The sequence below is a fragment of the Pleurocapsa sp. PCC 7327 genome (assembly GCF_000317025.1).
Lineage (GTDB): Bacteria > Cyanobacteriota > Cyanobacteriia > Cyanobacteriales > Microcystaceae > Hydrococcus.
Window position 1 is genome coordinate 4,789,079 of record NC_019689.1, and the last position, 12,827, is coordinate 4,801,905.

Sequence of the window (12,827 nt, forward strand, 5' to 3'; positions counted from 1 at the left end):
GTTAATTTAACTATAGACTATTAGATTAGCTTTTTAAGGAATACATTGTCATTGACATGCAGTCAATACAGTTTATTAAAGGGTAAGAGTACTGCATTTAAGAAGATTCCATCAAAAGTATTTCATCATGCTTGTCTGTCCCCAATGTCAGTTTGAAAATCCAAACAACAACAAGTTTTGCCAAAGATGCGGAACCTCTCTAACGCATAAATCCTGTCATGAATGCGGCACGGGCGTTTCGTTTAGCGCCCAGACCTGCCACAAGTGCGGTGCTTTTACTGGAACGGTATGGTTGGTAATTATTGTAGAACGAGGGGAACAGAAGCAACAAAATCTTGGCGAGTATCTGGATTTAGGGAGGCGCTATCGACTGATGTCGGGCGAGGGAGGCGCTTTGAGTCAAGTAAGTAACTCAAAATCTCTCCATAAGCGGTTTCAAGGCAAAGTCCTAGACTGCCAGCCCTTGCAAAAATCTGTCTTGGGCATTCTCCTGGAGCAGCAAGCAGAATTTTTAGAAAATTCTCAAGAGAATTCTACAGGCGAGCGGGTATCGGAAGCGGCTCTTTGGCAGCGAATCGGCATTCCAGAACTGGCTCTGCCTTATTTGACCCTCAAAGACTCTATCGCCGCCGTACCTACTATTCACGATGCTTGGCACGAAGAAAAGAAAGAGGTAATTTTGCTATCGGATCGTTCCGATTGGCAGTTACTTTCCGAACAGTGGCGGGAGGGACGACTCCCTTTAGAAGAAACGATTTCTCGGCTGACGGAAATGGCAACCCTTTGGGAACTTCTGTCTCAAGTCAATTGCCAGCAAAGTTTGTTAGTCGAGAGCAATTTACGGAGCGCTAAAGAGCAAACATTTGGATTGGAGCAACTCTACCAAACTCCTCAAAATACCCAACTAACGCTGCAAGATTTGGGCGGAGTGTGGCAGAAGCTATTGCAGCAATCCGAGTTAACCAAGTTCGAGCCGCTAACTCAACTGTTAAACGAACTCGCTAGCGGCGCGATCGCGACCATAGAGCAACTTCAACTCAAACTTCAGGCGTTGCATCGACATGCCACCGAAGCTAGGGGTCGGAGACGTACCCCTCCTCGACAGCCTTTACCGGTTAAGAGAAGGAATGGAGATAAGGTTTCGGCATCGGGCGATCGCTCTCAAAATAACGACGCAGATTTGTCAGTTATCCCCTCTAGTTCCCAAACTGCCCCTAGCGGCGATCGCGAACTGGAGGAGGCGGTTGAACGCTCTTCTACCATGGCGCCAAGGGGTTCGTCATCGGGCGATCGCGAACCGACGTTTTCCGGCACTCAAGCCGCCGTACAAGCTCAAACGACGGTTAAATCTCCCCTCCAAAGCGCTTCATTGGATGAACCAACGACCGATGAACTGGTACTCGCCTCTGACGAAGACGAGGATAGCTTCGATAGCGCTTCGATGAGATCGGTCGGACAAATGACCGAAGGAGAAGATTTATCGACTGCCGTTCTGCCAATGGAGTTGCAGAGCCTTGCCGATGCAGGATATACCGATCGCGGTCGCCAACGACACCACAATGAAGATTTCTTCGGGTTGAAGTCGCAAGTCAAGAAACAACTGAGCAGCCGAGGCAAGAAATGTCAGGCTCGCGGTTTATACATTGTCTGCGACGGGATGGGAGGACATGCAGCCGGAGAAGTGGCCAGCGCCATGGCAGTTGAAACCCTACAACGCTATTTTATCGCTAATTGGCAAGACGATTTGCCCGATCGCGAAACGATAGAGAAAGGCGTGTTGCTTGCCAACCAAGCGATTTTTAACGTCAATCAAAAAAATGCTCGTTCTGGCAACGGACGCATGGGGACGACGCTGGTTATGGCATTGGTACAAGATACGAAAGTAGCGATCGCTCATGTCGGAGACAGTCGCATCTATCGCGTCAGTCGCAAAGGAGGTCTAGAACAATTAACAGTCGATCACGAAGTCGGACAACGAGCCATTCAAGGGGGGGTCGATCCTAACATTGCCTATGCGCGTCCCGATGCCTACCAGTTAACCCAAGCCCTCGGTCCCCATGGCAGTAAATTTATTCAACCCGATATTCGCTACCTCGATCTCCAGGAAGATACGTTATTGCTGCTGTGTTCTGACGGTCTTTCCGACAATCACCTGATCGAAACCCATTGGCAAACCTACTTGATCCCTCTAATTAGTGCTAACAACAATTTAGAAAAGGGACTGCGCAAGCTGATCGATTTTGCCAATCAACACAACGGTCACGACAACATCACTGCCATTCTTGTCAGAATGAAAGTACGACCCTATCTGGGAGGTGGCACTTGGTAATTTATCTAGCCTCATGATCGTTCTAAGTCTTTTAAATCCTGAAACCCATCAGCCTTTGCAAAAGTGGAGTTTCTCTGGAAAATCCGCCATCCGTATCGGTCGCCATCGCGATAACGATATAGTTCTGGCGCAATTTTTAGCCGTTTCTCGACATCACCTCGAACTCCAGCGACTCGAAGAGTCTTATACTAATTCGAGATGGCAGTTAATCAGTTACGGCTCGAACGGGACGTTTGTCAATGGCAGACTTGTCTCCCAAACTATTCTCAAAGATTCCGATCTAATCCAATTGGCCCCAGAGGGTCCCCTACTTCAATTTCGCTGTCAGGCAACCGAAGTAAATGTTCAAAAGACGCCAGTCGAGGTTTGCACCCATCTGGGCAATCCGCCGACTAATTTATTTTGTATTCACTGCGGCAAACCGATCGTCAAGCAACAGCATTTTATTCGTCACTATCAGGTGTTGCGAATCTTGGGACGAGGAGGCATGGGAACGACTTATCTCGCTTGGGACAGACGAGGAACCCCGACGGATTCTCCCTTGTTGCTAGTCCTCAAAGAAATGAATGCAGACATCGCACAGATTGCCAAAGCGAGGGAACTGTTTGAAAGAGAGGCTCGCATTCTTAAAACCCTCGACCATTCCGGCATTCCCAAGTACTATGATTTTTTTGTCGAAAATGGCAAAAAGTATCTGGCGATGGAATTAATCCACGGTCAGAATTTAGAACAATGGATCCTTGAGAAGGGGGCTGCTAAACCCCAACAAGCATTAACGTGGGCTATTCAAGCTTGCGATATTCTCGCCTATCTTCACTCGCTCAAACCGCCACTGGTTCATCGAGATGTCAAACCTGCTAACTTGATGTTACGCAAGATCGATAATTGCATCATGCTTTTAGATTTTGGCGCCGTGAAAGAAGTTGGTACGCCACAAGAAACGCGCATTGGCGCGCAAGGATACAGCGCTCCAGAACAAAGCCGAGGCAAACCTTGCCCGCAATCCGATCTTTATGCGATTGGGGCGACCCTAATCTTTTTACTGACGGGCGAAGCTCCTTTGAAATATTATCGTCGCCTGGGAGAGGAATGGAATTTTGATGTTAGTAGAGCGCCTAACATTCCCCCTCAGCTAGGTGAAGTTATCGTCAAGGCATGTCGTCCTCAATGGTACGATCGCTACCAAAGCGCTCAAGACTTGTCGCAGGCACTGACGGACTGCTTGGAGCGACGGTCGATTACCAAGCCATGAGGGCAAAGTATCTCTCGCTCCTACAGATGCTATTCTTCATCCCAAGCTTCGACTAGCAAGACCTCGCTGACCGGATCTTGCATGGTGAAGCCAAAATCGAGGAGTTCCTTTTTCCAAAAAGCCCAGTCGTCGCCATAGAGTAGGGCTAATTTCCAAAGCGGATCGTTGGGTTTGATCGCTTTTGATGAAACAAGTGAAGACAACTTGCGCTGAAACTTCACCATCGGGTGAGCGACTTGATTAGTCATAGACTGTTATCAATTTGCAAACTTAACTGGTTGTGTAAATGCTCTTTGAGCGATGCTTCTTTCTTTGTAAAGGTTCTACTGGATGTCTCGATTGTTATACGACGCTGAAGCATTCAATGTATATTTTTACCTATGAAAGTAGTTTTTCGCAAGTCTTTTTGAGACTAGGTACGGTAATTACTACCTTTATTGCATATATCCCGATGCAACGATCATCGAGCCAATGCCTTCATCGGTAAAGATTTCCAGGAGTAAAGCGTGCGGCAGACGACCATCGAGAATGTGTGCCGCCCGAACACCCTGCGCCAGCGATCGCACGCAACAATTGACCTTGGGGATCATGCCGCCTGCCACGATTCCTTGCGCGATCAATTCCCTCGCCTGTTGAATATTCAATCTAGTCAGCAGTGTAGAGGGATCTTTATAATCTCGTAAAATCCCCGGCGTATCGGTGAGCAAAATCAGCTTTTCTGCGCCCAGTGCGGCGGCAATTTCTCCAGCTACGGTGTCGGCATTGATATTGTACGCCTGTCCGCTTTCATCGGTAGCCACGCTGGAAATTACGGGTATGTAGCCGTTTTTGACCAGAGACTCGACCAACCTAGCATCGATATTGTTCACTTCGCCAACAAAGCCAATTTTTTCCTGGTCTACGGGTCGTGCCGTAATCAGATGCCCATCTTTGCCACAAAGTCCGACGGCTAATCCTCCGGCTTGATTGATAAGAGAGACGATTTCTTTGTTGACTCGTCCGACCAAGACCATCTCCACCACATCCATGGTAGGAGCGTCCGTTACCCGCAATCCATCTTTAAATTGAGGTTCTATGCCTAGTTTATCGAGCCAACTATTGATTTCCGGACCCCCTCCGTGAACGACGACGGGACGCACGCCAACGCAGGAGAGAAAAACGATGTCGCGGATGACTTTATCTTTGAGCGAACTGTCTTTCATCGCCGCACCGCCGTATTTGATGACCACGGTTCGACCGGAAAATTGTTGAATGTAAGGCAGTGCTTCGCTCAGAACTCTCACGCGAGTGGCTGCTGTTTGTTGAATATATTCACTCTCGTTGCTCATAACTGAGATAGTTGGATATTAATTGTTTCGTTAATCAGTTTATTGGGTTAGCAATCCTGACTTACTGTTCGCTGCGAACTAATTTCTAGTACAAACGAAAATCGTTTCTCTAGTTTTTTGGGCATAATTTTCCCCTCGCGCTTTTTTGCTTCGACTTCGATCGCGGGTGAGGGGTTAGCGATCGCAAACTTAATTTTACCCGAACGACATGACTTTACATTACACCAAGCTTGCCAATTCCAATTTATTTTTTTCACGAGCAAGCTATTTCCGATTGAGCTTGTCCCCTTTTGAGGTATTTGGCAAATGAAACCTTGGCTATTTTTCAGCATCTAGAATAGCGATCGCGAGAGAGAAAATTATAGCTATTTATACATGTAAGCTTTCGTCACAAGCAAGAACTAATAAAGATTATAAACGAATTACATACAAAAAAGTAACTTATCTATAACAAAAAAACAAACAAACTATTGAATAAAGAGTTTTGTATTTATATTTAGCAATCAAAAGTTGTTTAAAGAAAGAACGCGATCGCCTAAAAAATTTTCTTTACAAAAAGTTCTCTAGTTTTTATACCGCTCGTCTAGAACAATTAAACAAGCAAATAATTAATAACTAAAGGCAAATGCTCGCTAGTCCGAATGATGTCTCGAAGTGCTATGCACCGAGCGCACCTAACACGGCTCGACCTCTTCTGCTCGCACAAAAGAGCCAATAATATTACAGTTCTTCTAGAAGCTATTACAGTTCTTCTAGAAGCTCGAATAGTTTAAGTGTTGGAGATTTAGTTGAAATGGGAATGAGTGGCTCTTTGGAAACTTTCTCCCTTCCTGAGTTGTTTCGACTGATTGACTTAGGGACGAAAACGGGACGACTAACCGTACAACCTTTACCGAATTCAGAGGCGACCAGAGCGGTTGGCGCTTACTACATTTGGTTTCAAAACGGTCGGTTGGTCGCGATTACCAATCGCCAAGACAGTCAGGGATTGATGACTCTAATTGAAAATCGCGGCTGGTTGAGCAGGCGCGTTATCGAAAAATTAGCCGAGCTATGTCCGCTCGATATGTCATTCGGTGTATATTTGAAGACCATGGGGGTCTTGAAAGCAGAGCAACTGTGTTTACTTTTCCAAATGCATCTGCATCAAGTATATAGATTGTTTGAAGTGACATCGGGATGGTTTGTTTTTGAAGTTTCCTCGCCTGATGGCTCAGCAGCGAGTACCCTGACAATGCCATGGTTTGAGATGACGGGGATCGGCATGAGGGCGATGGAAGTCGCGCTATTGGCTCTGCGATTGGTCAGACACTGGGACGGGTATATCGATAAGCTGCCAGAACTGGGTTGTGCCTTGGCATCGCTAGTTCGCCATCCCCCTTTCCGACTCGACGCGCTGGAGTTGGAGATCTGGAAACTTGCCAATGGTTCGACGGTTCTAGAAGAGATCGCTTACCGGCTAGCCCAATCGTCCTTCGTCGTGCAAAGGACAGCTTTTCGTCTGATAATGGGCGGATTGGTAGAAGAAGTCACCCCAAACCTGCCAACCAATGGTCTAAGCGCTCAAGTTCTAGGACAAGAAAGGGCAAACTCAACCGAAGCATTAGCCGACAAGGAGTCAATCGCGGCAACCGTCAGCCAAGAATGGGAATCTGACAAATCTGAGACTAACAGCTCGTTGTTTGAGAATTTAGTGAGCTTTTTGCGGAGTAAATTTTAGTGGAAATTTTGCAGATTGAGATCGCCGCAACGGTTGATTCTCGAAAAACGCGCTTTGTTCGCCCGACATTCGCTTTCATTAATCGATCGGATGGTGATAACCGCCTTTTAATGAGAAGAAAAAGGTTACAGTATTTATGTAGGTTATAGAACCGATGGAGTCTTGTTGGTTTTAGCCAGCCAAGAGAGCGAGCATCCGGGCGGCTGAAATTACGCCTTGGCTTGCCTCATGAGTCGCAAATAAACGGTATAGGATTGCTAGTGATTGTCGAACATGAGTCGCGTAATTATTATTGTTAACAGCGAGGTCAAAGCGTCGGGAAAGCATGCTGGGGCTTCACCCGTGACCGAAAAAATGGTAGCCGCCCTCAAAAGCGCGATCGCTGCCAATTCGCCGACAGCGACTGTGGAAGTGTTAGCAGCAACAGCGCTGTGGTCGCAGGCAAGCCAGAATCAGCTTCAAAATTCCAATCCGATCTATTGTCCTTTAACGATTCAGTTGCCCGATTGGTTTGACTTTCCCGCTAGAGACATCTACAAAGCCTGTCGGGATATCGAGGGTAGGCGGCAATGGGTCGAACGCCATTTAGCTTACAAAACCAGTATTAGAGATTCTTGGTTAGGCGATCTTTGGCTGCCCGTGGTGCTGACGACAAAGAAAACTCTCTACGGGGAGGTCATCGGCGAAGGCGCTATCCCCAACTCTTACGAGCAACCCGTCGATTTGACGAATGAATTGCGCAAGTCTCTCTATTATCTAGCCGATCGCTTATTAGAATCTTTATCCGCTCCGCCAGCCGTTTACTTGTTGCAATTTAGACTAATCGGAAAAGAGATTGTCTTCGACCGACTGTGGCCCTTTCCGGCAGCTCCGGCGATCGCCTCGATCGGGAGCCAACAACCCGATCTGTTTGCCTGTCATTGGCAATGTTTGCTCGGAAAATCGCTCCGAAACTTGAGAAACATTTCTAAATCCCTGACTTTACCATAGGGAAGACTAATAAGAGAAAGAAGCTACAGGAGATACACATTAATGTTATGTTTAGTTTAAAATCCTCATTCAAGTTAGATAAGTACAAATAACTACTCAACCAGAAATGACAGCTCAATTAGTCTCCGACAGCTCTAGCGCCAGAGAATTCAGCGAGTCTTCCGTATCCAGTCGAGGTAGTTTGGCAACTGTTAGCGACAATGCAAGTTTAATGAAGTTGATGAAGTCCTATCAAGCCGACCAACAGGTTGAATACCTTCATTTGCAAGCCGAAATCGAAGTCCTCTTTCAACAGTTACAAGCTCTCAAACAGCAAAAGCTCAAACAAACCAATCGGCACGAAAAGAACTAGCGATCGCCGTGCCGAAATGTCAATCCAATTCGCAATTAACTATCGATCGATTGCGAAGTGCCAATTGTTTTGTCAAAATTATCCTAATTGGGATTCTATCGAAGAACTATGACCATCGACGCTCAATTACAGAAAGCATTTGCGGATCGGAAAGCCCTCAAAATCATTAGCGGCTTGAATAATTTCGATCGCGAGCGAGTAGCAGCCGTCGTCAAAGCAGCTCAAGCCGGCGGAGCGACTTTTGTCGATATTGCCGCCGATCCAGATTTAATTCGCTACGTCCGTCAGCTGGTAAATCTACCGATTTGCGTTTCGGCAGTAGAACCGGAATTGTTGGCGGGCGCGGTGGAAGCCGGTGCCGACCTCATTGAAATCGGTAACTTTGACAGTTTTTATGCCCAAGGGCGGCGTTTTGAAGCCCCCGAAGTTTTAGCCCTAACTCAAAGGACGCGATCGCTCCTACCGGAGGTCACTCTTTCGGTTACCGTTCCCCATATCCTATCCCTCGACGAGCAAGTTCGACTGGCAGAAGCCCTCGTTGAAGCCGGGGCAGACATCATTCAAACCGAAGGCGGAACCAGCAGTCATCCCGTTCATGCCGGAATTTTAGGCGCAATTGAAAAAGCGACTCCTACCTTAGCGGCTGCTTACAGCATTTCTCGCACCGTATCTACTCCCGTACTCTGCGCTTCTGGGCTATCTAGCGTCACCGTTCCCATGGCGATCGCAGCTGGCGCTTCCGGCGTTGGCGTGGGTTCCGCAATCAACCAACTCAACGACGAAGTAGCCATGGTAGCTGCCGTTCGGAGCTTGGTAGAAGCGCTAGAAACCGTTAGCTTTGCTGGCGATCGCGCTTATACTTATAGTTAAATCCAAATAATAACGGATATTGGATGGTGGCGAGGCAATCTTGCCACCGATATTTTATATTTGTCCCCAATCGTTCGTAAAAACTCCTAACGAACTTTATAATTTGTATCCAATCGTTCGTAAAAATTCCTGACGGACTTTTATATCTTCATCGCTTTCGACTCCCTTGGGCGAAAAACCATCCACAACCCCAAGGATTCCCCGTCCTTGTTCGGTTTCGGCAACGATAACCCGTACGGGATTAGCAGTGGCACAGTAAATCGTGCAGACTTCCTGGCATTGTTTGATGCTATTGAGAAAATTGATGGGAAAAGCGTCTTTGAGTAAAATGATAAAACTATGTCCCGCTGCGATCGCCTGAGCATTTTTTATCGCTACTTCTTGTAATTTTTCCTCGTTTCCTGCTACGCGAATCAAACATTGTCCCGATGCTTCGCAGAATGCTAGCCCAAATTTCACTTGTCCCGACGTTCCCACCATTACTTCATACAAGTCTTCTACTGTTTTGATGAAGTGGCTTTGACCGAGAATGAGATTGCATCCTTGGGGAATTTCTAGCGGCACAGATTTCAGTTCCATCGCTATCTCCTCTTTCTACCTAACTTATAAATTTATCAGCGCGACAGCTTTAGTAGCGTAAAAGCGAGTGACAATAGATTGAATCTTGAAGATTTTCAATAAATCCCATAGATTTTTTAGGAGTAGGTAAAAAAATTTTGGCGTAGGAAATGATATCTTGTTGATAAGATCTGACAGCAAACGATAAAGCATAATAATAACAAGGAATTCAACGGCAAAGCATGATGAGAATTACCTTGGATCGAGAATGTTTGCACGGGTTGGATCTATCTCCAGTCAGAGAAGTCGTCAATCGCCTTTTCAAACAGGGCGCGATCGCTACTAGCGAACAACAAATTAGCTTTGATTTTAATTATCCTCGCGATCCCGCCGATCCGAGAGAACTCTCGGAAATTCCAGAAATCCGATTATGGTTCGTGCGTTTAGATGCCGCTTATCCTTGGATGCCTTTTCTACTCGACTGGAAAGCGGGAGAATTAGCCCGTTACGCGGCAATGCTGGTTCCCCATCAATTTAACCGTAGCGAAGGCATCCGGTATAACCCGGAAGCACTAGAAATTTTTGTCATGCACAAGGTTTTCATTCTAGCAGACTGGCTCAAACAGCAGGGAATTCCCAGTCAGTCTCGCCTTCAGTCAATGGCGCAAATGTTTGGATACGAGTTAGATGAATCCTTTCTTAAATTGCTTTAGAGAAGGTTCAAATACTTTCTCCACACTCTTCGACCAAGTAACAGGCAGCACGAAAACGAAGTCTCACCAATTGTTCGTAGAAAGGATTGAGTTTGCATAGCGGTGGGATATGGGCTACCTTGCGACCAAAGAAGATAAGATCTCGTTCAAAGGGACATTGAACCGGAATGACTCGACAAAGAAATCGAGCAAAATTGCGATTTTGAATCTCAATAGTATCAAGCCAATAGCGCAAGGCTTCTAACCAGTGGCAAATTAGTTGAGCGATTTTTGAATTGGATCGCATCCTGCTTTGAATCATCGTTGTCAACCAGGAACAGCTACGTGATTTTTGAGCTGTAATTGCTGCCCTCAGTTCCCAACATATGTAGATTGGTTTAGCTTTGGTTAAAGAAACGGATAAGAGTTTTGCTTTTTGTATAAAGATTTCATCAAGGAAGCACTTTCATCTTCTGGGCGTGCTAGCATCAGTCCGCTTATATGAGCCAGGAACTTCAGTTCCTGGCAGACTTGCGCAGATTGTCATTCATCCAATCGATAGGCTTTAAGATCTCTAGCTAGTTTTCATAATTCCCAAATATCCGTCTGTATTAATAATGCCTAGCCATTAAAATTGCTATCGTAAATTCTATGGATAACGTAACGGAAGAAATCGAGCCTTCAAGTCAAGAAAAGACTTCTGCTTACTTGTGGATAGGGATCGTTGTCCTCGTTTACTTGCTCATTGTTGCGGTAGGGATAATTAGCTACGGCTTCAAATCGGTTGCGGGCGATCGCGCTCAAGAATTGTTTCAGTTTGCCACCAATCCCCTAGCTGGTTTAATTGTCGGTACTCTAACGACTGCCTTAATCCAATCCTCTAGTACAGTAACCTCTGTCATTGTCGGGTTAGTCGCGGGAGGGCTGCCCGTAACGGTTGCGGTTCCGATGGTGATGGGCGCCAATATTGGAACGACGATTACCAATACTCTTGTCAGTTTAGGACATATCCGCAACCAAGAAGAGTTCAAAAGTGCTTTCGCTGCGGCTACCATTCACGATTTTTTTAATCTAACCTGTGTTCTGATTTTTTTGCCACTGGAGATTGCAACTCATTTTTTAGAAAAGTATGCCTCATTTTTTGCCAATTTATTGGTTAATAGTTTCTCTACCAGTCTCGATGGCTTTGATGTCATTCAAGTCGCAACTGCCCCTGTCGCGAACCTCTTGAAAGCAGCAACAGAGGTTTTTCCCCATCCGTTTGACGGTCTTGCTCTCATGGCGATCGCTTTGGTACTGATTTTTGTCTCGATCCTCTACATGGGCAAGTTACTGAGACTTGCTATCGTCGGACAGGCAAAGATCCTGTTGCGAAGCGCGATCGGTCGAGGTTCTGCGATGGGAATTTTGTCGGGAATGCTCGTCACTATTTTAGTTCAATCCTCCTCAACGACGACCAGTCTGATTGTCCCGCTAGTAGGAACGGGTTTGCTCGCCCTAGAAGAAGTCTATCCTTTTACTTTGGGCGCGAATATCGGCACTTGCGTGACTGCCTTAATCGCAGCCACTGCGGTAGTAGATAACCATCTAGCTGCTCTTGAAATTGCCATGGTTCACCTGCTTTTTAATGTCACTGGAGTAACGCTGATCTATGGCATTCCTTTCTTAAGAAATCTACCTATCTTGGCTGCCCAAACCTTAGCTCAAATTGCCAGCCAAAGAAAGTATATTGCTTTTGCTTATATTTTCAGCGTCTTTTTCTTGATTCCCGCAATTTTATTGGGAGTAACGTCAATGCGATCGCGTCTTCTTTAGTAGTAGCGATCGATCCTCATAATATTAGAGGATGTCTGACAAGTATTCTTTGTCATTCTGAGTGGAGCGTAGCGGAACAAAGAATCTAGCTTAGAGATGCAAGCGCTAGCTAATCGCTTCGTTCAGCATGATATTTGTGACTTTCAGACTTTCTCTTAAAACTGCGACCGATCGCGACCCTAGCAATCGCAAAAGTTTGAAAAATTGAGGGTTAGAAACAGCGAAAAAGCCGACGAGACAATAGAAATTTTTGAAGAACTTTAAGAAGAGAATGTCGATATTTTGGTAGTAGTTTAGGAAGGCAATATTGGATAGCTGGGAACAAAGCGATCGCGAAATACGACTCTTTATAGTAATATGTCATTTATTATCGGTTAGAATCGCCAGATCTCGATGAAGTTACCTAAGCTATTTTTGGGAACGACATTGCTAGCAATATCGAGCTTATCTTTAAGCGTTCGCGACTTATCAGCCCAAGAACCAGAACAACAACTAGCCTGTTTCCCCTTACAAGTTATCGGCGGTTCGGGAGAAGAACTCTCAAAGACAGTTTCGCCACCTAGCGTTCCTCTTTTTAACAATAATTGGAATACAGATTTTGCAGTCGATGCTCGCGCGGATTACGATAACTACGTTGCCACGCTAACGCCAGAACATGATGGCGAATACTCGATCAAAATGTATCTGAAGTACAGTAACAATACCACAGATAAATTCTACGACCAAAAAGTGGTTTTATCTGCAGGTCAACCTTTGACCATTTCAGCTACTCCTCGTCGCAACGAGCAACCCTATCAGGTGAATATTTTTGTAGGCGGTTTAGTCTCAGTTGGCAAAACTTATCGGCTTACCGTTGAAGGGTGTTCTCAAGAAAGTTTCAGATTCGACACGGACACGAATGAAAAGTTCGATCGCTAGAAA

The 12,827-nt window shown here is 45.8% G+C and carries 14 protein-coding genes; 9 read left to right on the top strand and 5 right to left on the bottom strand.

Going from position 1 to position 12,827, the window contains the following annotated elements; all coding sequences use genetic code 11:
• Nucleotides 1–127 precede the first annotated feature (127 nt).
• Together PLE7327_RS21535 and PLE7327_RS21540 are read left to right on the top strand one after the other, a co-directional pair.
• Nucleotides 128–2,329, top strand: coding sequence for a serine/threonine phosphatase (locus tag PLE7327_RS21535; protein WP_015145875.1), 2,202 nt, complete (start codon nucleotides 128–130; stop codon nucleotides 2,327–2,329).
• A 13-nt stretch (nucleotides 2,330–2,342) separates the two neighbouring features.
• Nucleotides 2,343–3,581, top strand: coding sequence for an FHA domain-containing serine/threonine-protein kinase (locus PLE7327_RS21540; protein WP_015145876.1), 1,239 nt, complete (start codon nucleotides 2,343–2,345; stop codon nucleotides 3,579–3,581).
• Between the two features lie 29 nt (nucleotides 3,582–3,610).
• On the opposite strand, the gene PLE7327_RS21545 is transcribed toward PLE7327_RS21540, so the two are convergent.
• The 3 genes from PLE7327_RS21545 to PLE7327_RS21555 all read right to left on the bottom strand — a co-directional run bounded on the left by PLE7327_RS21545 (nucleotide 3,611) and on the right by PLE7327_RS21555 (nucleotide 5,166).
• Nucleotides 3,611–3,829 carry a DUF4327 family protein gene (locus PLE7327_RS21545; RefSeq protein WP_015145877.1) on the bottom strand — a complete coding sequence of 73 codons (219 nt, stop codon included), beginning with the start codon at nucleotides 3,827–3,829 and terminating at the stop codon, nucleotides 3,611–3,613.
• Between the two features lie 186 nt (nucleotides 3,830–4,015).
• Nucleotides 4,016–4,909, bottom strand: coding sequence for an acetylglutamate kinase (gene argB, locus PLE7327_RS21550; RefSeq protein WP_015145878.1), 894 nt, complete (start codon nucleotides 4,907–4,909; stop codon nucleotides 4,016–4,018).
• Nucleotides 4,910–4,956: 47 nt separating this feature from the next.
• Nucleotides 4,957–5,166, bottom strand: coding sequence for a hypothetical protein (locus tag PLE7327_RS21555; protein ID WP_144266156.1), 210 nt, complete (start codon nucleotides 5,164–5,166; stop codon nucleotides 4,957–4,959).
• A 542-nt stretch (nucleotides 5,167–5,708) separates the two neighbouring features.
• Between PLE7327_RS21555 and PLE7327_RS21560 the strand changes: the two genes are divergently transcribed.
• The 4 genes from PLE7327_RS21560 to PLE7327_RS21575 all read left to right on the top strand — a co-directional run bounded on the left by PLE7327_RS21560 (nucleotide 5,709) and on the right by PLE7327_RS21575 (nucleotide 8,841).
• Nucleotides 5,709–6,629, top strand: a complete 921-nt coding sequence (locus PLE7327_RS21560; protein WP_186005349.1) for a DUF4388 domain-containing protein — start codon at nucleotides 5,709–5,711, stop codon at nucleotides 6,627–6,629.
• 273 nt (nucleotides 6,630–6,902) lie between these two features.
• Complete coding sequence (locus tag PLE7327_RS21565; protein ID WP_015145880.1) at nucleotides 6,903–7,619, top strand: hypothetical protein; 717 nt, start codon at nucleotides 6,903–6,905, stop codon at nucleotides 7,617–7,619.
• Nucleotides 7,620–7,725: 106 nt separating this feature from the next.
• Nucleotides 7,726–7,971: a hypothetical protein gene (locus tag PLE7327_RS21570; RefSeq protein WP_015145881.1), complete on the top strand. Its 246-nt coding sequence runs from the start codon at nucleotides 7,726–7,728 to the stop codon at nucleotides 7,969–7,971.
• A gap of 108 nt (nucleotides 7,972–8,079) precedes the next feature.
• On the top strand, nucleotides 8,080–8,841 hold the full coding sequence (locus PLE7327_RS21575) for a DUF561 domain-containing protein (protein ID WP_015145882.1): 762 nt from the start codon (nucleotides 8,080–8,082) through the stop codon (nucleotides 8,839–8,841).
• Nucleotides 8,842–8,937: 96 nt separating this feature from the next.
• Here the strand turns inward: PLE7327_RS21575 and PLE7327_RS21580 are convergent, their stop codons facing one another.
• Nucleotides 8,938–9,420, bottom strand: coding sequence for an adenosine-specific kinase (locus PLE7327_RS21580; RefSeq protein ID WP_015145883.1), 483 nt, complete (start codon nucleotides 9,418–9,420; stop codon nucleotides 8,938–8,940).
• 221 nt (nucleotides 9,421–9,641) lie between these two features.
• Between PLE7327_RS21580 and PLE7327_RS21585 the strand changes: the two genes are divergently transcribed.
• Nucleotides 9,642–10,112: a CRR6 family NdhI maturation factor gene (locus PLE7327_RS21585; protein WP_015145884.1), complete on the top strand. Its 471-nt coding sequence runs from the start codon at nucleotides 9,642–9,644 to the stop codon at nucleotides 10,110–10,112.
• Nucleotides 10,113–10,119: 7 nt separating this feature from the next.
• Here PLE7327_RS21585 and PLE7327_RS21590 read toward each other — a convergent pair whose 3' ends face one another.
• Nucleotides 10,120–10,398: a Mo-dependent nitrogenase C-terminal domain-containing protein gene (locus PLE7327_RS21590; RefSeq protein ID WP_217523268.1), complete on the bottom strand. Its 279-nt coding sequence runs from the start codon at nucleotides 10,396–10,398 to the stop codon at nucleotides 10,120–10,122.
• 344 nt (nucleotides 10,399–10,742) lie between these two features.
• Here PLE7327_RS21590 and PLE7327_RS21595 point away from each other — a divergent pair, with 344 nt between their 5' ends.
• Both PLE7327_RS21595 and PLE7327_RS21600 read left to right on the top strand, forming a co-directional pair.
• Nucleotides 10,743–11,906 (top strand): Na/Pi symporter, encoded by a 1,164-nt coding sequence (locus tag PLE7327_RS21595; protein WP_015145886.1) that lies wholly within the window; start codon nucleotides 10,743–10,745, stop codon nucleotides 11,904–11,906.
• Between the two features lie 393 nt (nucleotides 11,907–12,299).
• Entirely contained in the window at nucleotides 12,300–12,824 is a 525-nt protein-coding gene (locus PLE7327_RS21600) for a hypothetical protein (protein WP_015145887.1), read from the top strand.
• Nucleotides 12,825–12,827: the final 3 nt, after the last annotated feature.

Bases quoted from the DNA above. Each gene is read 5' to 3' on its own strand.
- PLE7327_RS21590 (WP_217523268.1), bottom strand. From the start codon at position 10,398: ATGCGATCCAATTCAAAAATCGCTCAACTAATTTGCCACTGGTTAGAA.
- PLE7327_RS21595 (WP_015145886.1), top strand. From the start codon at position 10,743: ATGGATAACGTAACGGAAGAAATCGAGCCTTCAAGTCAAGAAAAGACT.
- PLE7327_RS21580 (WP_015145883.1), bottom strand. From the start codon at position 9,420: ATGGAACTGAAATCTGTGCCGCTAGAAATTCCCCAAGGATGCAATCTC.
- PLE7327_RS21575 (WP_015145882.1), top strand. From the start codon at position 8,080: ATGACCATCGACGCTCAATTACAGAAAGCATTTGCGGATCGGAAAGCC.
- PLE7327_RS21560 (WP_186005349.1), top strand. From the start codon at position 5,709: ATGAGTGGCTCTTTGGAAACTTTCTCCCTTCCTGAGTTGTTTCGACTG.
- argB (WP_015145878.1), bottom strand. From the start codon at position 4,909: ATGAGCAACGAGAGTGAATATATTCAACAAACAGCAGCCACTCGCGTG.
- PLE7327_RS21545 (WP_015145877.1), bottom strand. From the start codon at position 3,829: ATGACTAATCAAGTCGCTCACCCGATGGTGAAGTTTCAGCGCAAGTTG.
- PLE7327_RS21535 (WP_015145875.1), top strand. From the start codon at position 128: ATGCTTGTCTGTCCCCAATGTCAGTTTGAAAATCCAAACAACAACAAG.
- PLE7327_RS21600 (WP_015145887.1), top strand. From the start codon at position 12,300: ATGAAGTTACCTAAGCTATTTTTGGGAACGACATTGCTAGCAATATCG.
- PLE7327_RS21565 (WP_015145880.1), top strand. From the start codon at position 6,903: ATGAGTCGCGTAATTATTATTGTTAACAGCGAGGTCAAAGCGTCGGGA.
- PLE7327_RS21540 (WP_015145876.1), top strand. From the start codon at position 2,343: ATGATCGTTCTAAGTCTTTTAAATCCTGAAACCCATCAGCCTTTGCAA.
- PLE7327_RS21585 (WP_015145884.1), top strand. From the start codon at position 9,642: ATGATGAGAATTACCTTGGATCGAGAATGTTTGCACGGGTTGGATCTA.
- PLE7327_RS21570 (WP_015145881.1), top strand. From the start codon at position 7,726: ATGACAGCTCAATTAGTCTCCGACAGCTCTAGCGCCAGAGAATTCAGC.